This window comes from Pseudomonas psychrophila, from assembly GCF_001043005.1.
Classification (GTDB): Bacteria; Pseudomonadota; Gammaproteobacteria; order Pseudomonadales; family Pseudomonadaceae; genus Aquipseudomonas; species Aquipseudomonas psychrophila.
Window position 1 is genome coordinate 1 of the sequence record NZ_JYKZ01000002.1, and the last position, 18,875, is coordinate 18,875.

Annotated in this window: 15 protein-coding genes and 1 rRNA gene; 11 read left to right on the top strand and 5 right to left on the bottom strand. The window is 56.7% G+C overall.

Annotation, left to right across the window (positions count from 1 at the left end):
- From rrf to TU76_RS06080, 4 genes are all read left to right on the top strand, one after another.
- Positions 1-115 (top strand): 5S ribosomal RNA (rrf, locus tag TU76_RS06065).
- Positions 116-311: 196 nt separating this feature from the next.
- Positions 312-971: a paraquat-inducible protein A gene (locus tag TU76_RS06070; protein ID WP_046809075.1), complete on the top strand. Its 660-nt coding sequence runs from the start codon at positions 312-314 to the stop codon at positions 969-971.
- Positions 958-1,581 carry a paraquat-inducible protein A gene (locus tag TU76_RS06075; RefSeq protein WP_019825202.1) on the top strand — a complete coding sequence of 208 codons (624 nt, stop codon included), beginning with the start codon at positions 958-960 and terminating at the stop codon, positions 1,579-1,581. The genes TU76_RS06070 and TU76_RS06075 overlap by 14 nt, the downstream gene beginning before the upstream one ends.
- Positions 1,574-3,877, top strand: a complete 2,304-nt coding sequence (locus TU76_RS06080; protein WP_019825200.1) for a PqiB family protein — start codon at positions 1,574-1,576, stop codon at positions 3,875-3,877. Before TU76_RS06075 ends, TU76_RS06080 begins: the two co-directional genes overlap by 8 nt.
- A gap of 56 nt (positions 3,878-3,933) precedes the next feature.
- Here TU76_RS06080 and mksF read toward each other — a convergent pair whose 3' ends face one another.
- Genes mksF through mksB form a run of 3 tightly spaced genes read right to left on the bottom strand, consistent with a single transcriptional unit; the run spans position 3,934 to position 8,685 of the window.
- On the bottom strand, positions 3,934-6,774 hold the full coding sequence (gene mksF / locus TU76_RS06085) for an Mks condensin complex protein MksF (protein ID WP_019825198.1): 2,841 nt from the start codon (positions 6,772-6,774) through the stop codon (positions 3,934-3,936).
- Positions 6,771-7,418 carry an Mks condensin complex protein MksE gene (gene mksE / locus TU76_RS06090; RefSeq protein WP_046809076.1) on the bottom strand — a complete coding sequence of 216 codons (648 nt, stop codon included), beginning with the start codon at positions 7,416-7,418 and terminating at the stop codon, positions 6,771-6,773. The genes mksF and mksE overlap by 4 nt, the downstream gene beginning before the upstream one ends.
- Positions 7,408-8,685 (bottom strand): Mks condensin complex protein MksB, encoded by a 1,278-nt coding sequence (mksB, locus tag TU76_RS06095; protein WP_046809077.1) that lies wholly within the window; start codon positions 8,683-8,685, stop codon positions 7,408-7,410. Before mksB ends, mksE begins: the two co-directional genes overlap by 11 nt.
- Before the next feature lie 144 nt (positions 8,686-8,829).
- Between mksB and TU76_RS06100 the strand changes: the two genes are divergently transcribed.
- Positions 8,830-9,588: a hypothetical protein gene (locus TU76_RS06100; protein WP_048351277.1), complete on the top strand. Its 759-nt coding sequence runs from the start codon at positions 8,830-8,832 to the stop codon at positions 9,586-9,588.
- Positions 9,581-10,033, top strand: a complete 453-nt coding sequence (rimI, locus tag TU76_RS06105; RefSeq protein ID WP_019825191.1) for a ribosomal protein S18-alanine N-acetyltransferase — start codon at positions 9,581-9,583, stop codon at positions 10,031-10,033. Before TU76_RS06100 ends, rimI begins: the two co-directional genes overlap by 8 nt.
- Before the next feature lie 114 nt (positions 10,034-10,147).
- On the opposite strand, the gene TU76_RS06110 is transcribed toward rimI, so the two are convergent.
- Positions 10,148-10,531, bottom strand: coding sequence for a hypothetical protein (locus tag TU76_RS06110; protein ID WP_037032146.1), 384 nt, complete (start codon positions 10,529-10,531; stop codon positions 10,148-10,150).
- 154 nt (positions 10,532-10,685) lie between these two features.
- On the opposite strand from TU76_RS06110, the gene can reads away from it, so the two are divergent.
- Positions 10,686-11,330: a carbonate dehydratase gene (can, locus tag TU76_RS06115; RefSeq protein WP_019825187.1), complete on the top strand. Its 645-nt coding sequence runs from the start codon at positions 10,686-10,688 to the stop codon at positions 11,328-11,330.
- Positions 11,331-11,450: 120 nt separating this feature from the next.
- On the opposite strand, the gene TU76_RS06120 is transcribed toward can, so the two are convergent.
- Positions 11,451-12,869 carry a short-chain fatty acid transporter gene (locus TU76_RS06120; protein WP_048351278.1) on the bottom strand — a complete coding sequence of 473 codons (1,419 nt, stop codon included), beginning with the start codon at positions 12,867-12,869 and terminating at the stop codon, positions 11,451-11,453.
- Positions 12,870-13,058: 189 nt separating this feature from the next.
- Between TU76_RS06120 and TU76_RS06125 the strand changes: the two genes are divergently transcribed.
- The 4 genes from TU76_RS06125 (at position 13,059) to TU76_RS06140 (ending at position 18,817) form a co-directional block, all read left to right on the top strand.
- Positions 13,059-13,940, top strand: a complete 882-nt coding sequence (locus TU76_RS06125; RefSeq protein WP_048351279.1) for a Dyp-type peroxidase — start codon at positions 13,059-13,061, stop codon at positions 13,938-13,940.
- A 169-nt stretch (positions 13,941-14,109) separates the two neighbouring features.
- Entirely contained in the window at positions 14,110-16,878 is a 2,769-nt protein-coding gene (locus TU76_RS06130; protein ID WP_151121068.1) for an ATP-binding protein, read from the top strand.
- Between the two features lie 11 nt (positions 16,879-16,889).
- Entirely contained in the window at positions 16,890-18,086 is a 1,197-nt protein-coding gene (pvrR, locus tag TU76_RS06135) for a response regulator cyclic di-GMP phosphodiesterase PvrR (protein ID WP_048351280.1), read from the top strand.
- Positions 18,087-18,166: 80 nt separating this feature from the next.
- Positions 18,167-18,817: a response regulator gene (locus TU76_RS06140; RefSeq protein ID WP_048351281.1), complete on the top strand. Its 651-nt coding sequence runs from the start codon at positions 18,167-18,169 to the stop codon at positions 18,815-18,817.
- Positions 18,818-18,875: the final 58 nt, after the last annotated feature.

Below are 18,875 nucleotides of genomic sequence, written 5' to 3' on the forward strand. Positions count from 1 at the left end.
TTGACGACCATAGAGCATTGGAACCACCTGATCCCATCCCGAACTCAGCAGTGAAACGATGCATCGCCGATGGTAGTGTGGGGTTTCCCCATGTGAGAGTAGGTCATCGTCAAGATTAAATTCCAAACCCCCTGTCTGCTAACGCAGACAGGGGGTTTGTTTTTGTGGCGAGAAAAGGTGTGGCACGCGCCAAACCAGGCGAGGCCGCTCTTCAGATCGGCTACAGCTAAAGTCCTACAAATATGCACAGTTATTTTGTAGTCCGCGCACTAGAATAGACTCAGTCAATTTCTGAGCCAGAGACTCCCTATATGCCAGATCCGGTTGACCCCCGCAGGGTGTCAGAATTACCGCTGGACGAGTTGGTGGCCTGTCATGAGTGCGATCTGTTGATGCGCAAGCCGCATCTTGCTCTCGGTGAGAAAGCCCAATGCCCGCGCTGCGGTTACGAACTCTATGCACACAGGTACAAGGTGGTTGAACGCAGCCTTGCGCTTGTGATCGCCGCCTTGTTGCTCTACATACCTGCGAACTTTTTACCCATCATGCAACTCAACCTCTTGGGCCAGGCGTCGCAAGACACGGTCTGGAGTGGCGTGCTTGGTTTATTCAACACCGGCATGCAGGGCATAGCGGTTGTGGTGTTCCTGTGCAGTATGGGAATTCCGCTACTCAAGTTGCTCTGCCAGCTCGCCGTGCTACTCAGCATTCGATGGAATATAGGTCGCAGCTACGGGTTACTCATCTACCGTATTTATCATCACCTGCGTGACTGGGGCATGCTTGAGGTGTACCTGATGGGGGTGCTGGTGGCGATTGTGAAACTGGCCGATCTGGCAGAGTTGAGCCTTGGCCTGGGTCTGGTCTGTTTTGTGAGTCTATTGCTGGTACAGGTTTGGCTGGAGGTTGTGATGTCGCCTCACCAGATTTGGCAAGCACTGTCCGGGGAGGATGTTCATGCGGGCGATTGATGCGGGCATCTTGATCTGTGGCGAGTGCCACGAACTCAACAGGCAAGATCCCGACACTGACGAACAGACCTGTACTCGCTGCGGGGCACTGGTCCATGCGCGTCGCCCTGACAGCCTGATGCGCACCTGGGCATTACTGCTGACCTCGGCCATTCTCTATATTCCGGCTAACCTGCTGCCGATCATGACGGTCAACTCATTGGGCCAAGGCTCGCCGAGTACTATCATGGCAGGCGTTATCGAACTGGTGCAGCACGGCATGATCCCGATTGCGGCCGTCGTATTTGTGGCAAGCATTCTGGTTCCCACTTTCAAGCTGGTCGGCATTGCCTTGCTGTTGTTTTCAGTTCAGCGTCATCAGCCGCTGTCTGCACGGCAACGCATCATCATGTATCGTTTTATTGAGTTTATTGGCCGTTGGTCAATGTTGGATATTTTCGTCATTGCCATTTTGGTGGCCGTGGTGAACTTTGGACGCATAGCCAGCATCGAGGCCAATCTTGGTGCGGTGGCATTTGCCAGTGTGGTGGTGCTAACGATGCTTGCAGCTGTAACTTTTGATCCCCGACTGATTTGGGATAACACGGAGTCGGACGACGACCATGAGTGACTTGCCTACCGCTAAAACCCGCCCGGCTTCGAACTGGTCGGCGATCTGGATCCTCCCGCTTATTGCCCTGATCATTGGTGGCTGGCTGGGGTGGCGTGCCTACAGCCAAACCGGCATCGATATTCAAGTGCGCTTTGAAAGTGGCGAAGGCATCGTCGCCAACAAGACCGAAGTGGTCTACAAAGGCATGCCTGTGGGCAAGGTCAAAACCCTGGCTCTGGATGAGGATGGCCCCAACAAGGGTGTCATTGCTACCGTCGAGATGGACAAGGACGTAGAACAGTACCTCAAGACCAATACCCGCTTCTGGCTGGTCAAACCCAGCGTGTCATTGGCCGGTATCACGGGGCTCGAAACCCTGGTCTCGGGTAACTACATTGCCGTGAGTCCTTCCGATGGAGAGCCAGCGCGCAAGTTCAAGGCACTGTCGCAAGAGCCGCCCCTGTCAGATGCCGTGCCCGGCCTTCACCTGACCCTCAAGGCTGACCGTCTCGGCTCGCTGAACCGTGGCAGCCCGGTTTTCTATAAGCAAATCCAGGTCGGCCAGATCAAAAGCTACGTGCTCTCGGAAGACCAGAGCACGGTCGAAATCAAAGTCTTTATCGAGCCTACCTACGCCAATCTGGTGCGCAAACACACGCGTTTCTGGAATGCCAGTGGCATCAGCATCGACGCCAACCTGTCAGGTGTGAAGCTGCGCAGCGAATCCCTTGCCAGCATCGTAGCGGGTGGTATTGCGTTCGCTACTCCTGAAAACCGTAAAGACAGCCCGCCTACCGACTCCAATCTGCCGTTCCGGCTCTATGAGGACTTTGATGCCGCACAGGCCGGTATCAAGGTCAAAGTTAAGCTCAGCGACTTTGAGGGCCTGCAGGCGGGTCGCACACCTGTCATGTACAAAGGCATACAGGTCGGCAGCCTCAAGGGCCTCAAGGTCGATCCGGACCTTACCAGCGCTAGCGCCGAGTTGACCCTCGACCCGTTGGCCGAAGACTATCTGGTGCAAGGGACTCAGTTCTGGGTGGTCAAGCCATCGATCTCTCTGGCCGGTATTACCGGGCTGGAAGCGTTGGTAAAAGGCAACTACATCGCCATTCGCCCGGGTGACAAGGGCAGTACCCCTGAACGTGAATTTGTTGCACGGCCCAAGGCACCACCGCTGGATCTGCGTTCGCCGGGCCTGCACATGGTGCTCTTCACCGAGAACCTGGGCTCACTGGATGTCGGTAGCCCGATTCTATACAAGCAGGTCAAAGTCGGTTCAGTTCAGAGCTATCAGTTCTCGCGTACTAAAAAGCAGTTAGTGATTGGCGTACATATCGAGAAGGAATACGAAAACCTGGTCAACGCCTCGACCCGCTTCTGGAATGCTAGCGGTATCACGCTGACCGGTGGCCTGACTGGGGGAATACAGGTCAAGAGTGAGTCCCTGCAAAGCCTGATGGCCGGCGGGATTGCTTTTGAAACCCCAGAAGCCACGGCGCCTCTGCAAAAACGCATCCCGCGCTTCCGCCTGTTTACTGACCGCGATGCCGCGATGCAACAAGGTGTCGCCGTTACGATCAAAGTGGCTCGTGCCGATGGACTGCGTGAGGGCACGCCTATTCGCTTCAAGGGGCTGGATGTTGGCAAGATTGAAAGCGTCGACCTGAGCCAGGACCTGCAATCGGTCATGCTCAAGGCGCGTATTACCGAAGTCCCTGAGCGTATTGCACGGGTTGGTAGCCAATTCTGGGTGGTCAAGCCAGAACTGGGGCTGATGAAAACAGCCAACCTCGAAACCCTGGTCACTGGCCAATACCTTGAAGTGCAGCCTGCGACCAAGCAACTGGGTCGTCAGACCAGCTTTGTCGCTCTGGAACAAGCACCGGATGCCGCTGTTTCTCAGGCCGGGTTAAGCCTTGTATTGAGTGCTGCCCGTCGTGGCTCGCTCAAAGAGGGTGTGCCCGTGACCTACCGTGAAGTCACCGTGGGCAAGGTGACGGGGTATGAACTGGGTAACACCGCCGATCGCGTATTGGTGCATATCCTGATCGAGCCTCGTTACGCGCCATTGGTGCGCACCGGCAGCCGCTTCTGGAACACCAGCGGTTTTGGTGTCGACTTTGGCTTGTTCAAAGGTGCAACGATTCGCACCGAGTCGCTGGAAACCTTGGTCCAGGGCGGCATTGCCTTTGCTACGCCGGATGGCGACAAAATGGGTAATCAGGCCCGCCCCGAGCAAACCTTCCCGCTCTTCGACAAGTTTGAAGACGAGTGGCTGCAATGGGCGCCGAAGATCCAGCTAGGTAAATAAGCGTAAAAAAAACCGCGATCATTGATCGCGGTTTTTTTTATGCTCAGGATCCAGCCTCAGACTTCATCCAGCTCAGGCTCTTGTACAGCCGTAACTGCGTCAGGCTTCACCTCGTCATGCCGACGAATGTACTTCCAGTCGTCTTCATCGATGTAAATCCCGTTAGGCCCGCTGCCGCCCTCAAGGTCGATCGCCACATGAGCGCAGACCTGGGGTTTCACGCTGGCCAGAATCGGCACAAACCCCAGCTGTAAACTGGTCTCCAGCAGTGCGGTCTGGTTTTTCTCGTCGATATCCGCCGCTTCGTCCAGGTAGTACGGCAAGCGGATACGCCCGGCCTGATCGCGGTCCATCAAGTGCAGCAACAAATACATGTTGGTCAGCGCCTTGATCGTCATGGTCGTACCGTTGGACGCTGCACCGTCGATATCGGTATGGATCACCGGTTGGCCATTGACCTTGGTGATCTCGAATGCCAGCTCGAACAAATCCTTGAGCCCCAACTGGTTGTGGTTTGCAGCCACCAGTCGTGCCAGGTACTCCTTGGCTTCTTCGTTCTTGTTGTCCTGATCGGCGCTCTGGCTGAGGTCGAACACCGACAGGGTTTCGCCTTCTTCGTACTGACCGGCGCTGTGGATAATCTGATCGATATGCTTGAGCGCCTCCTTGTTGGGCGCCAGCACGATGCGGAAACTCTTGAGGTTGGACACCTGGCGTTTATTGATCTCGCGGTTGAACAGCGCCAGTTGATGCTCAAGGCTGTCGTAGTCGCTGCGGATGTTGCGCAGCGTACGGGCGATGTCAGTCACTGCCGCCCGGCGCGCCTTGCCCAGCGTCAGGGCTTCTTCGGTGCGGTGTGCGTAAGCATTGATCAACAGCTGCAGACGCCGCTCCATATCGTCTTCGCTGTCGAACTTGGCCACGCCTTTCAAGCGTACCTGAGCGTACAGGGCTTCAATTTGCCCATCGCAGCGCAACAAGCCCTGCCAGCTGTCCTGATAGTCATTGAGCAATGGCAGCAGGTTGTCCATTGAGTCATCGACCGGGTCCATGAACGGCGTACCGAATGGCAAGTCAGCGGGCAACAACTGACGTCGACGCAAGCTGTCATCCAGCGTGCGCTGCTTGGCTTCCATGTCACCGATCTGGCGACCGACCAACTGCAACTTGGCGGACAATTGCTGCACGCGCTCGGTAAAGGCATCGCTGGAACGCTTCAACTCGTCTTGCGCGGCTTCGGCCTGGGCCAGTTGCTCTAGTTTGTCGCCTTCCTCGGCACTTAGCGTCTGGCTGCGGCGGAAATCTTCCAGGGCCTTTTGGGCATCCAGCACTTGTTGATACAACGATTCGGCTTCGGTTTTGCTCGCAGCGCGATCTGATGTGACGGCTTGCTGGGTTTTCAGTTGCTTGAGTTCTTTCTCCAGACGCTCTTTCTGCTCGCGCAAGGCTGCACGGTCAGCCAGCGCCTGCAGGGCAGGGGGCTCAATGTGGCTGAGGTCGATGGAGAGCCCCGGCGCTTCAAAACGCTCGCCTTTAAAGCCGTCCAGGATCAGCTCCAGCGACTTGACCCAGGCATCATTGTCATCCAGCGCAATTCCGTGCTCACCCAACGGCAAGCTGAACAGGGCGCTGTTGAACAGACGCATCAGGCGCTCTACATCTTGCTGCGAAAACTCTTCGCGCAGGCGGGCATAACTGTTGTTGTCGGCGTGATCGAGTTGCTGCTTGACGGACTTGAGGCGTTTTTCCAGTTCACGCAGACGCTCGTCAAGATCCTCTGCACTGAACTGACGTGATTGCGCCAACGCTCCTGCCAGTTCGTCATGGGCATCCTTGGCGCTCAGCAGTTGCTGCTCCAGCACCTTCACATCGTCAACCAGGGCGAAGCGATGCTTGAGTACCGACAGCTCGCCGAGCCAGCGCTGAGCGCTGGCGATTTCTCGCTCAAGGCGCATCAACTCCTGGGTGCTGCTGCGCTGATCGTTTTGCAGGGCGTCCTGTTCGTTGCGGTAGTGCTCGGACTGAATCAGCAGCTCTTCCTTGCGAGCCCCGGCGTAGTCCTGCCATGTGCCAAGCAACGAGTCGAGCAGCGGCGACAGACGATGCAGCTTGCCGCGCAACAGGTCACGCTGGCGAACACCGGCAGCCAAGGACTCAACCAATGGCCCGGCGCCGACCAGTGCGTTGTAGTCTTGCTCCATGCGTCGTACATCGCGGAAAGCCTCTTCACATGCGGCGATGTAATCAACGCTACCCGAGCGCAGGCTGTGTTCGAATGCATCGAGAAACAGCTGCTTGAGCTTGGCAGCGGTGATTTCGCGCATATGCAGCAGGTTGATAAACAGTGCACGGAACGTTTTGAGGCTCTGTTCGCTGGTAGAGCGCAGCGGTATCAGTGTCAGATCCAGCGGGATCGACGTATGCCCACCCACCAGCAAACGACGCAGTTCATCGGGCTTGAGTTCGTAGGCTTTGAGGCCATTACGCTCAAGGTTATTGAACAGTTCTTTTTGGCGCAGGCAGGTATCGTCTTTTTGGTAATGCGCCAGATCCAGCTTGCCCGCATAGGCGAAAAACTGGTGGCCAAAGCCGCCGCCGGGCCCGCGTCCGACCACGCCGATCACATGGGGACCGTGGGGCAGGGAGACTTCTACCAGGATATAGCTGGTATCAGAGGCAAAGTAGAAGCGCCGCGATTGCTCAAGGCTGTACTTGCCGAAGCTCATGTCTGACATGCGTGCCAGAATCGGGAACTGCAAAGCGTTGATCGATGCCGATTTACCGAGGTTGTTTGCCCCGTATACCGACAGCGGGTGTTCCAGCGGGAACAGGCCCAGGCTGTAACCGGCCGTGTTCAACAAAGCAAAGCGGCGAATGCCGTAGCGTTCCTGGCTCATGCGTCCATCTCCTGTTGTTCATCCGCGATGGCGCGGGCCAGAGCCGCTTCGTCGTCAATGTCGTCATCGACCAGAACCGGTGTCGGCAAAGGCAAGATGCTGTGCAGGCTGGCGGCGAGATCACGATCTTGCTGCACCGACAGGCACACATCCAGAAACCGGTGCATCGGTGGCAGAAAACGATAGATACCGGGTTCTTCACTGGCAAAACCGAGCTGGGTCATGCGGCGCATGATCTTTTCTTCCAGCTCTTCATGGGTGGTGACTTCGGCCTGCACAAACAGGTCGCGGTACTTTTCCAGCAAGGCGGGCAACTCGTCGCGGCCCAGGCTGCCACCGTCGAGCACGGCAATCGGGTCGCGGCCCTGATCGGCCAGATGCTCGACGATGATGAAGGTGAAGAGCGCCAGGCGCTGTGCGGTCTTGTTGACTTGCGCGGTGGCGGTGTCGGGCACGAAGTAATAGAAGCCGCGGGTATCACACACCAACTCAAAGCCCAGCGCTTTAAACAGCGTGCGGTATTGATCCTGAAAGTTCGACAGTTGTGCGTACAGCTCCGGGTCCCGGCGGCTGACGTGATAGCCCTTGAACAATTCACGAAAAATCGGTGCCAGCTGGGACAGTTCAGAAAGATCAAGATGCATGCAGGGGGCTCGCAGATGTCTGGGTCGCATCTTCGCAGTGAGAAAGCAAAGCGAATGAGCGCAGGCTGACCAGGTGTTCTTGGGTGTGGTAATCGCGGCGCTCAAGGCGCTCGCGCACGAAGCGTTTTTCGCGGGACAGGCGGGAGAACCAATACAACAATTCGTCGGTGCCGCCGTCCGGCTCTTGTGCCAGTAGCCAGGTCATCAAGTCCGGCATTGGCAGCGCGTCGCTGCAGCGCTCGAGCATTTCCTTGACCGTGCGCGGGGCCTTGGGTGTCTCGCCCCGGTGGACTTTATGAGCCTTGGGAAATTTCGCGGGTTTGGGCTCGAAGCGGGCCAGGGCATACACATAAGCCTCAACCTGACTTGCACTGCCCAAAAAGGTGCTTTGGGGGCGAGTGAACATCGGCATCGAGGCTTGCGGCACCGCGTCCAGCCCCTTGCGCCGGATGGCTGCCAGTGCCAGCGCCGCGCCGCGGGTCACGGCATTGTGCCGGCGGGCTTCTTCACGCAGCGGCAGCAGCAGCTCGCGGGCATGGCGCAGGGTCATCTGGGCGCTGGTTTGCATTTCGAGGATGCGCGCATGGGTGCGCAACAGCATGTCGTCGTCCACCAGATGGCCAAGGCGCTGTTGCTCGCTGAGCATGCGCAGCAGCACGATCTCGACCTTGCGCACGCCCTGCTCGAAGGCACCATCGGCGTTGACCAGTTGAATCATGGGCTCGACGTATTCGTCCCACGTAGCCAGAACTTCGGCATAGCGCTGGCGCAGCGGGATTTGCCGGTCGCTGGTCTTGGCCCGCTCGGCTACGGCCACCAATGCTTGCTCATCGTTCGCCAGCTTCTTCAGTACATCACGTACCCGCATGTCGAGCAGGCGCAGCTGGCGAGCCAGGTCATGGCCGTCACGGATGTCGAACGCATCCTGGATATAGCCCGCCAAGCGCTCCAGATGGCGCAGGTAAGCTTCGATTTCAAGGCACAGCCCAAGGCGATGCTCGTGCCTCAGATACGCTAGAAAGTCGTGAATTTGGGCGTTGAGCTCGAAGCGGTTCGGGCTTTTTGCGACCGGCACCAGAATGTCCAGACGGATCCAGCTGTCGAGCACGCTGGTGATATCTTGAGGTGTGCTGTCCACCTGATGAGCGGCCAGTTGCAGACGCAATTCGTTCAGGCTCAAGGTGCCTTGGTCGAAGTGTTCACACAAAGGCTCAAGGAGTGCCCAGTGCTCGGCGAGGGCACGTAAAACGCGCTTGGGTTCGATCATGGGATGGCCAGTCAATTGGCAATGAAAGGCCGCGATTGTACTGCAACGTGCGGTCGAGTCATCACTTGGCGGATCAACTGCAGGCGGGAAGGGCAGAAGGGCGGTAGAATCCCCCCTCTTTAGTTATCCACAGATGGCCGACCCTTGTTGAACGAGTCCCGCCGCCGCGCTTTTTTAACTGCCATGCAAGTGGTCAGTTGGTTGCCGCGCACCGAACTGCCGTTTGCCGCACCTTCGCGGCCAGAGCTGCTGGTACTTCCTGAACCACCCGCCGAGCCAGTCATCACGCGGCCTGTGGTCAAGGCTGCGGTCGCACCGGGCAAACCTGCTGAGCGTCCAAAAATCGAAGTGCCCCGGCCTGTCAGCAAACCTGTGGTTGAAGCCGAATCGGCGCCCGTACCGGCCAAGGTCGTGCAACTGCCACCGCCACGTTTTGCCTTGCAGTTGCTGCGTGCCGGGCGATGCCTGGTGCTGGTGGAGTTACCCACAGGCAGTGCATTCCAGAGTCGTGACCCGGCCTATTTATTGTTGAAGGACATGCTGCGCGCAGCCGGGCTGCCCGATAGCCCGCAGATCATTGGCGAGCCGGTGCGTTGGCCGTTGCTGCGCCGTGGCAATGTCGATCAGGGGCCTGAGGCCGCACGTGAGTTCGTACAGGGTTTTGTCATGGCCCGCCTCGAAGAGGCCGAATGTGCATGCTTGTGGCTGATAGGCCTGCCGGCCGTGCGCTTTGCCGGTGAGACCGATGCACACGCGTTCAACAGCCAACTCCAAATCGAAGGGCTGGGCTGCGCATGGGCGTTGCCGGGCCTTGAACTCTTAATGGATGAGCCACAACGCAAAGCGGATGTGTGGCAAGCCATGCGCCAGCTAATGGCGCGCTGGAAACAAAACGATGAGTGATGCCGTAACTTTCCGCCCGATGACCGAAGCGGACCTTGATGCCGTACTGAAAATTGAATATGCCGCCTTCAGCCATCCCTGGACCCGCGGTATTTTTCTCGACGGCCTGGGCAAGTACCACATCTGGCTGATGTTTGAAGGTGAGCAGCAAGTAGGGCATGGCGTGGTGCAAATCATCCTCGACGAAGCTCATTTGCTGAACATCACCGTCAAGCCCGAGAGCCAGGGCCGTGGTCTGGGGCTCAAACTGCTCGAGCACCTGATGTCGATTGCCTACAAACATGAGGCGCGCGAGTGCTTCCTCGAACTGCGCGACAGCAACACGGCGGCGTTCAAGTTATACGAGCGCTACGGCTTCAACGAAATCGGCCGCCGCCGCGACTACTACCCTGCGGTAGGGGGGCGTGAAGATGCGGTGGTGATGGCCTGCACCCTGGTCGACTGACGGCGAAAAGTCGTTATGTGGGAGCGGGCTTGCTCGCGATGCAGGCGCTGCGGTTTATCAGGCAAACCGTGTTGATCCGATCGCGAGCAAGCCCGCTCCCACAGGGTTTACCGTTCAACGCTTGCGTCCCACCGGATCGATTTCTGCCATTTCGGCCTCGTCCAGCCCTTTTCCCGCACCGATGTCGTTTTCATCGACCAGGCTCAGATCCCAATCAGCAGCACCGTTTGGGCTCTGGGCGGCTTCCTTGGCATCGCGGGCACCGTCTTCGCGGATGAGCATCTCCTGCTCAAGATCGTCTTCATTCAAACCCAACTCCAGCTCATCATCCAGCACCGCCCTGTGTTTGACTTTTTCATCGTCGATAAACAGATCACTGATGGGCTCGTACGTGTCGTCATCATCAAAATTCAGTGGCTCGACTGAGCCCATGGCGTCTTCTATATCGTCTATAGGCGCGGGTTGCGGTGCCCCGTAAGGGCGGCGTGAATCAGTCATGGTAATTCCTCATAATATGGGGCCTTAATACGATGACTGTAGCCATTGTTGAAGATTCCACCCGGCCGACCGCCGGAATGACATTGATGATCTACGTGACCCCGACTGCAGGTCGGTTGTCAAAGCAGCGCATCAACTCTTGAGGCTTCACAGCATGAACGAACTACAAGATCTGATTGATAACAACGAGCGCTGGGCCGATGCGATCAAGCAGGAAGATCCTGACTTCTTCGCCAAGCTGGCTCGCCAGCAAACGCCTGAATACCTGTGGATTGGTTGTTCGGATGCCCGTGTACCGGCCAACGAAATTGTCGGCATGTTGCCCGGCGATCTCTTTGTGCACCGTAACGTGGCCAATGTTGTGCTGCACACTGACTTGAACTGTCTGTCAGTGATCCAGTACGCGGTCGATGTGTTGAAGGTCAAACACATTCTGGTCACCGGCCACTATGGCTGTGGCGGCGTACGCGCCTCCATGAAGGACCAGCAACTGGGCCTGATCGATGGTTGGCTGCGTTCCATTCGCGACCTGTATTACGAAAATCGCGAAGTGCTGGCGTTGCTGCCAACCGAGGAAGAGCGGGTAGACCGTTTGTGCGAGTTGAACGTGATCCAGCAAGTGGCCAACGTGGGTCACACCAACATTGTGCAAAATGCCTGGCATCGCGGGCAGAAGCTGTCGGTTCACGGCTGTATTTACGGGATCAAGGACGGTCGCTGGAAGAGCCTGAACACCACCATCAGTGGCCTTGACCAGTTGCCGCCGCAGTATCGTCTGCGTCCACTGGGCTCGATCTGAGGTTGCATGCATAACCCGTGGGAGCGGGTTTGCTCGCGATGGTATCGACGCGGTTTTCCTGCATTACCGCGCCGCCTGAATCGCGAGCAAGCCCGCTCCCACATTTGGTTGCGGGTTCGCTTACGGCATCACTGGCGGCGTATACGTAAGGGTAGTCCCCAGCGCCCACAGCAAAAACAGCACCAGCGGCGTGTGCACCAGCAACTGCACAAACGAAAAGCCGATCAAATCCCGCGCTTTGAGTCCCAGCACGCCCAACAGTGGCAGCATGTAAAACGGATTGATCAGGTTCGGCAGCGCTTCGGCTGCGTTGTAAATCTGTACAGCCCAACCCAGGTGGTACTCCAGATCATTGGCCACTTGCATCACATAGGGCGCTTCGATAATCCACTTGCCGCCGCCCGACGGAATGAAAAACCCCAGAATCGCCGAATACACGCCCATCAGTAATGCATAAGTATCGTGGGATGCGATCTGTACGAAAAACGTCGAAATGTGATGGGCCAGGGTTTGCCCGTCAGTTCCCTTGACCACTGTCATCAGCGCCGCAATCGAACCGTACAGCGGGAACTGAATCATCACCCCGGTGGTGGTCGGCACGGCGCTGGTCACGGCATTCAGAAAACTGCGCGGACGCCAGTGAAGCAGAGCCCCGAGCATCAAAAACAGAAAGTTGTAAGTGTTGAGCCCGGAGATGGCGCTGATCGCAGGTTTGGTTGAAAACTCATGGAACAACCAGCCCGCTGCCAGCAGTACCAGCAAAATGGTCAACAGCGGGCTGTATTCCAGCCACTCACCGGGCCGAGTTCGCGGGGGCAACTTTGGCGAACTGAAACTTGGATCAATGCCGCAGGCCGCAGCATCACGGGCTGACTCAGGGCCTGGCGCTGTGGCGTAGGCCACGATGAGCGACACCACGACCAGGGCCGCCAGCAAAACGCCTGATTGCCAAAGAAAGATCGTTTCCGTGAAGGGGATAACCCCCGTGATTGCAAGAATCGACGGTGGCAGGCTGGCCGGGTTGGCCTGTAACTGTGCTGCCGAGGACGACAAACCCAGCGCCCACACCGCGCCAAGCCCCAGGTAGGCCGCAGCCCCGGCGGCGCGATAGTCCATGCGCAGGTTGGTGCGACGTGCCAGCGCCCGCACCAACAAGCCACCAAACACCAGCGACAAGCCCCAGTTAAGCAACGAAGCGACCATTGAAATCAGCGCGACCCAGCACACCGCCTGACGACCGTTTTTCGGTACCTGTGCCAGTTTGTCGATCAGCTTGACGGCGGGCGGCGAACTGGCCACGACATAACCGCCAATGACCACGAAGGCCATTTGCATGGTGAACGGGATCAGGCTCCAGAATCCGTCACCAAACGCCATGGCGGCATCGGTGGGTTTGGCGCCCATAAACATCGTGGCCAGAGCCACCGTGATCACCGCAACAGCGGCGAACACCCACGAGTCGGGGAACCAGCGCTCGGCCCAGTTCGAGCAGCGCAGGGCAAAGTGGGCAGAACGGCTGTCTGCAATCTCAGCGGCCATGGGAAGTACCTCGGTTTTCTTATGATTATGGTGTCGTCAGCAAGGACGACTGACGAGGCACAGTAATTCAATCAGCTGATTTTTCCGATGGGTTTTGCCCCGAGTGACCTGTACGCGATAAAAATAACCTCAGCTGTCCGAAAAGAGGCTGGTGAGGGGTAAACTCTTCCCTTTCCAAAAGGAGTTTCTATGAGTTTTTACCAGCCAGGCATTCTTGCCAAACCTGTGCCTTCACAGGCGCGCTATATGTTTTTCGCCCTCAAGTCAGTAGAAGCATTGCCGGCTGCACTGGACGTTTTGTCTGCGTGGGTGGACGGCAAAAGCGTAGTGGCGGGTCTGGGCTCGCCGCTGGTATTGGCACTTGGCGCGAAAGTCCCGGGCTTGCGCGTGTTTCCGGCACTCAACGCCATGGTTGAAAACCCGTCGACCCAACACGCCCTGTGGTTGTGGTTGCTGGGTGATGATCGCGGCGAGTTGCTGCATCGCAGCCAGGCCATCGAAACGGCGCTGGCGCCTGCCTTCAACCTGCTGCAAGTGACCGAAGGCTTCCGCTACGGCTCCGACCGTGACCTGACCGGTTACGAAGACGGCACCGAGAACCCGGTGGATGACGCGGCTGTCGACGCGGCTATCGTTGCGAACGCTGGCGCAGGGCTGGACGGTGGCAGCTTTGTTGCCATCCAGCAGTGGCAGCACGACCTGAACGGCTTCGCGGCACTGCCGTCCGAAGAGCAGGACAACATCATGGGCCGTCGCATGAGCGACAACGAAGAACTGGACGATGCTCCAGACTTCGCCCACGTCAAACGCACGGCCCAAGAAAGCTTCTCGCCAGAAGCCTTTATCGTGCGCCGCTCCATGCCGTGGACAGAAAACGGCAAGTCCGGCCTGATGTTCGTCGCCTTCGGTCGCACCTTGAACGCTTTTGAAGTTCAGCTGCGTCGCATGAGCGGTATGGAAGACGGCATCATCGACGGGCTGTATCGCTACAGTCGCCCGCTTAACGGCGGCTATTACTGGTGCCCGCCATTGAAGGACGGGCGGATGGACTTGAGCGCTGTGCGCCCCTGAGGAGGCGACGACTGTTCCCGGTCAAGGTCCCTGTGGGAGCGAGCCTGCTCGCGAATGATCTTCGCGAGCAGGCTCGCTCCCACGCTTGAAGTACCTCTATCGCTACAGCGCTTCAGAATTCAGGAATTGTCTGATTATTTTTTTCATGCCCCAGCCTCAGGCTTGCGGCATGAAATCGACCCCTCAAGCCGCCCGAAAACTCCTCCATTTATTTGCCTTTGGCCTGATCGTAGCGGTCTTTGCGGGTTCGTTCGTTTATTTGCGTTCCGTTTTTAACGAAGAAGTGTCCCAGCGTCGCAGCGTCATGAACGAGGCGGTATTCAAAGCTCAGGATTTTTTCGTCAGTCGTCAGACCTTGCTCAAAAGCCTGGTGCTGGCAACGGTGCCTGATACCGCTCTGTCTCAAGCGCTTGGCAGTGTTGATCCCGAAGAAGAGATCAGTATCAGTCTGGGCAGCGATGCTGGCCATTGGAGCCTGTGGCTGACTCGTCGGATGATGGACTATCTGCACGAGAGCAAAGTCAATCTGCTCTACGTCCCACCAACCGATCAACCCCAGGTGGTACGCCTGTTTGACGCCTCGCCCGACCTCGACCCCCTGCCCAAGGTGGTCTTGAAACGATTGGCCGAGGAGGCTGACAAGGCGTATTCCTTTGATGATGACCTCTGGCTGACAGACAACAAGGTTCTGGATTCCCCGTTCTATTTATTCGCACGACTGGATAGCCGCAACCTGTCTTCCGGCTGGTTGGGCATTGAAGTTGAGGTGCCGGATCTTATTGAGGCATTGCGCAGTGACAGCGCTGGCGACTTCATGTTGCTGGACGGTCAGGGGCAGATCATTTTCACTAATACCGCGCAATCCACCCTGGTGGATTCTTTGCACACCCTGGAGGCCAATAAATCGTTTGGCTTTATTGGTTCAGGGTGGTTTCCCGACAGCTTGGCGATCTGGAAAAAACTGGGTTATTCAGGCTGGCAAATAGTCTATTCCGTGGACATCAAGTCTTTGCTGCCCGTACTGGGCTGGCCATTGGCGGGGTGTGTGCTGTTGTTGATTATCGTCTGTATCGGGCTGCGTTATTTGATTGTGCGCATCGACCGACGCCTGATTACTCCGGGTGAAAACCGCATCCAGGCTCTGATTGAAAGTGAGGCATTCAGTCGTGCTGCGCTGCAGGTCGCGCCGGTCGCCTTGTGCGTCATTCGCCGCACAGACGGCACGGTGGTGCTGGAAAACTCGCTTTCTCAACAGTGGCTAGGTAGCAGCAGTGAGCGTGGGAAGTTGTGTCATGGCTGGATTCACCGGGCTTTCGATGAGCCCGACACGCGCAACAGTGATGAAATTGAAATGGAAGATGGTCGTCTTCTGTACCTCGCGTTTACCCCCACACGTTACAAAAGTGAAGACGTGCTGATTTGTGCGTTCAGCGACATTAGTGCGCGCAAACAAATTGAGGTGACGTTGGAGCGTGCCCGGCAGTTGGCTGATCGGGCCAATGAAGCCAAGACCTTATTTCTGGCGACCATGAGCCATGAAATTCGCACACCTTTGTATGGCGTTTTAGGCACCCTTGAATTGCTGGCGCGAACCGATCTCAACGATCAGCAGAACAACTATTTAAAAGCCATCGAGCGCTCTTCCGGCAATTTATTGCAGTTGATCTGCGACGTGCTGGATGTGTCGCGCATTGAGGCGGGCCAATTGCAGCTGGAACTCAACACCTTCAGTCCGATGGAATTGATAGAGGAGGTTGTTCAGGGCTACAGCGGTGCTGCTCAGGCCAAGGGCCTGCAATTGTTTGCCCTGATTGATTCGACCGTACCCGAGTGGCTCAGTGGCGATGTCTCACGTATCCGCCAGATCCTGAACAACCTGCTCAACAACGCCCTCAAGTTCACCGACTACGGAAAAGTCGTGCTGCGCCTGAAAATGGACAGCCGCAACGATGAGCGGGTCATGTTGCACTGGCAGGTTTCGGATACCGGTAAAGGTATTGCCCATGAAGAACAGTCCCACTTGTTCGAGCCCTTTTATCAAGTTGAGTCTTCGAAACACGTGGTCGCGGGTACCGGATTGGGTCTGTCCATCTGCAAGCGCCTCATGCACTTGATGAACGGCACCATGCGGTTGGTCAGCGAGCCGGGCCTGGGCAGTAGTTTCACCCTGCATTTACCCTTGGTTCAGGTCATGGCCCCCTCGCGCTTAGGCGCACTCGGCGAGTTATCTTCCAGCATTGTTTATGTGGTTTCACCACTGCGTGAACTGGCTGAATCTTACTGCGCCTGGTTACAGCGTTGGGGCGCCCGGCCTCATTTGGGAGCGCCCAAGCAGGGTGAAGCCGGTGACGATACAGTTTTGCTGGAGCTGCACCCAGGCGCTGTCCGGCAACTGCTGGAACCCGTTTGGGCGGGACCGCGGGTGGTGGCCGCCAGCGACAACTCGCAGCCGCTTACGATTGAAAGCCCTTGCTGGCGCGCCGACCTCAATAGCTTGCAGGACGTATACCGGGCCTTGTGTGAGGCTCAGGGTATGCGTGCAGGGACTCATTTAAAGACCGGAGTGGCCAAGGTTGAACTCAATCTTGGATTAAACATTCTGGTGGCTGAAGACAACGTCATCAATCAGCTGATTTTGCGTGATCAGCTCCAGGAACTGGGCTGCACCGTGACATTGGCCAGTGATGGTCTGGAGGCCCTTGAACTCTTTCAGCAAGGGGCATTCGACCTGGTTTTAACTGACGTCAACATGCCAAGAATGAACGGTTATGAGCTGGCTACCAGGTTGCGGGCGATGAATATCACTCAGCCGATTATCGGTGCAACGGCCAAGGCCATGCCTGATGACTCCGAGCGTTGCCTGAGCGCCGGGATGAATCACTGTTTGATCAAGCCTTTTACGCTGCACACCCTATACAACTGTCTTCAGCACTTTTAAAGGAGGGTCCAGTGAATCCCTATCGTGTACTGGTCGTTGAGGATCATCCCTTTCAGCATGAGTATTTACTGAATGTATTCAATGAAGTGGGGGGCTTCACAGTTGACACCGTTTGGGACGGCGATGGTGCCTTGCAATGTCTGGCTCGCAACGACTATGACCTGTTGCTCAGCGATTTGCTGATGCCAGGCATGGATGGCGTGCAGTTGATCCAGAAGATCGCTGCTCTGAAAAAAACACCGGCATTGGCACTGATGAGTGCCTCGTCACGTCGAATGTTGATCAGTGCCGGCCTGGCGGCGAAAAACCTGGGTATTTCAGTAGTCGGCCTGATTTCCAAGCCGGTCGAAGTTAATGCGGTTATGCGTTTGAAGGAACGAATGGCTATCTTCCGTCTCAACGGCGCCATGCACCCCGCACGGGGCGTAGAGGTCGATCCGCACAGTATCGAGATGGCCATGGACAACGGCCAGATCCAGGCGTGGTTCCAGCCCAAGAAGTCTCTGCGCAACGGTAATATTCTCAGCGCTGAAGCGTTGGTCCGCTGGGCACATCCCGAGGTCGGACTATTACTGCCCAAGGATTTTCTTTCACTCTTGATCAATCAGGGGCTGGAGGAAAGGCTACTGTGGTTAATGCTGGAACAAACGCTGCAAGCACAAAGACAGTGGAGAGAGCAGGGTTGGGATATTCCGGTTTCAATCAACTTGCCCACCCATTTGCTGGATAGCCATGATCTGGCTGACCGCTTGCGCGATTACGTGATGGCCGATGGAGGTGAGCCGCGCAGCATCGTGTTTGAATTGATGGAGAGCTCAACCACAGAGGAGCTCAGTAACTACTACGCTGGCGCCTGTCGCTTGCGCATGATGGGCTTTGGTTTGGCCCAGGATGACTTCGGCAAAGGGTTCAGTTCCTACTTCAACCTGGTCTCAACACCCTTCAGCGAACTCAAGATTGACCGTTCGCTGGTGCATGGCTGTGTTGAAAATGAAAACTTGGCCTCTGCACTGCGCAGCCTCGTGGAGCTAAGCCGAAAGCTGGGCCTGACGGTCGTCGCCGAAGGTGTCGAGACGCAGGCAGAACTTGCATTCTTGCGTAGTATTGAGTGTGATCAGGCTCAGGGATTCCTGATTTGCGGCGCCGTGTCATGCACAGATTTTGAAACCCTTCTGCTCGAAGATAGCTCCAAACCATCACGGGGATAGCTCCAGCCACGACTTATCGGCATCCCCCTTTTCGGTTGTGCATAACCGCTTTAGTGGCGTCATCAATATGGAGTCAGGTAATGCGCGAATTAAAGGTTGTGATTGCCGACGATCACCCGGTAGTACTGGTGGGGCTTCGGGAAGTGATTCAACGCGATAAGTGTTTCACTCTTGTCGGCGAAGCCTTGAGTTCTTCTCAGTTGGTGGAACAGTTGAGGTTGCATCAACCAGCCTTGTTGATTACCGACTTCAACATGCCCGGCGATGAGACCTATGGCGATGGACTGCAACTCATCGAGTACCTCATCGAACATTTCCCTGAGGTGAAAATCCTTGTGCTGACGATGGAGAGTAATCAGCTGATTATTTCGCGCCTGCTGGAAATGGGCGTGGCGGGAGTGATTGCAAAAAATCATATCTATCAAGAAATAGGTAAAGCACTTAGTGCCCTGGCCAGCGGTAGGTCCTATACCCGGACATCGACCCCGAACACGTCAGTGATAACCAACCCCAAAGTCATCGATGAGCGTTTCTCCACACTGTCGCCCCGTGAGGTTGAAGTGCTACGGCTATTTGTTGCCGGCAACAGCGTGGGGGATATCGCCCGTCAGTTGAATCGAAGTGTCAAAACAGTCAGCACCCATAAAGTAGCTGCGATGCATAAGCTGGAAGTGATTAATGACCATGCTTTACTCACGTATTGCATCAAGGCTGACCTGTGGAACGTGTAGTCACTGCTCTGGCATGAGGCTACGATCCCGATCCGATCCCGATCCGATCTCGTGCCTC

What these genes read in the sequence shown, in the direction of transcription:
- TU76_RS06070 (WP_046809075.1), top strand. Translation starts at nt 312, where the DNA reads ATGCCAGATCCGGTTGACCCCCGCAGGGTGTCAGAATTACCGCTGGAC.
- TU76_RS06075 (WP_019825202.1), top strand. Translation starts at nt 958, where the DNA reads ATGCGGGCGATTGATGCGGGCATCTTGATCTGTGGCGAGTGCCACGAA.
- TU76_RS06080 (WP_019825200.1), top strand. Translation starts at nt 1,574, where the DNA reads ATGAGTGACTTGCCTACCGCTAAAACCCGCCCGGCTTCGAACTGGTCG.
- mksF (WP_019825198.1), bottom strand. Translation starts at nt 6,774, where the DNA reads ATGAGCCAGGAACGCTACGGCATTCGCCGCTTTGCTTTGTTGAACACG.
- mksE (WP_046809076.1), bottom strand. Translation starts at nt 7,418, where the DNA reads ATGCATCTTGATCTTTCTGAACTGTCCCAGCTGGCACCGATTTTTCGT.
- mksB (WP_046809077.1), bottom strand. Translation starts at nt 8,685, where the DNA reads ATGATCGAACCCAAGCGCGTTTTACGTGCCCTCGCCGAGCACTGGGCA.
- rimI (WP_019825191.1), top strand. Translation starts at nt 9,581, where the DNA reads ATGAGTGATGCCGTAACTTTCCGCCCGATGACCGAAGCGGACCTTGAT.
- TU76_RS06110 (WP_037032146.1), bottom strand. Translation starts at nt 10,531, where the DNA reads ATGACTGATTCACGCCGCCCTTACGGGGCACCGCAACCCGCGCCTATA.
- can (WP_019825187.1), top strand. Translation starts at nt 10,686, where the DNA reads ATGAACGAACTACAAGATCTGATTGATAACAACGAGCGCTGGGCCGAT.
- TU76_RS06120 (WP_048351278.1), bottom strand. Translation starts at nt 12,869, where the DNA reads ATGGCCGCTGAGATTGCAGACAGCCGTTCTGCCCACTTTGCCCTGCGC.
- TU76_RS06125 (WP_048351279.1), top strand. Translation starts at nt 13,059, where the DNA reads ATGAGTTTTTACCAGCCAGGCATTCTTGCCAAACCTGTGCCTTCACAG.
- TU76_RS06130 (WP_151121068.1), top strand. Translation starts at nt 14,110, where the DNA reads ATGAAATCGACCCCTCAAGCCGCCCGAAAACTCCTCCATTTATTTGCC.
- TU76_RS06140 (WP_048351281.1), top strand. Translation starts at nt 18,167, where the DNA reads ATGCGCGAATTAAAGGTTGTGATTGCCGACGATCACCCGGTAGTACTG.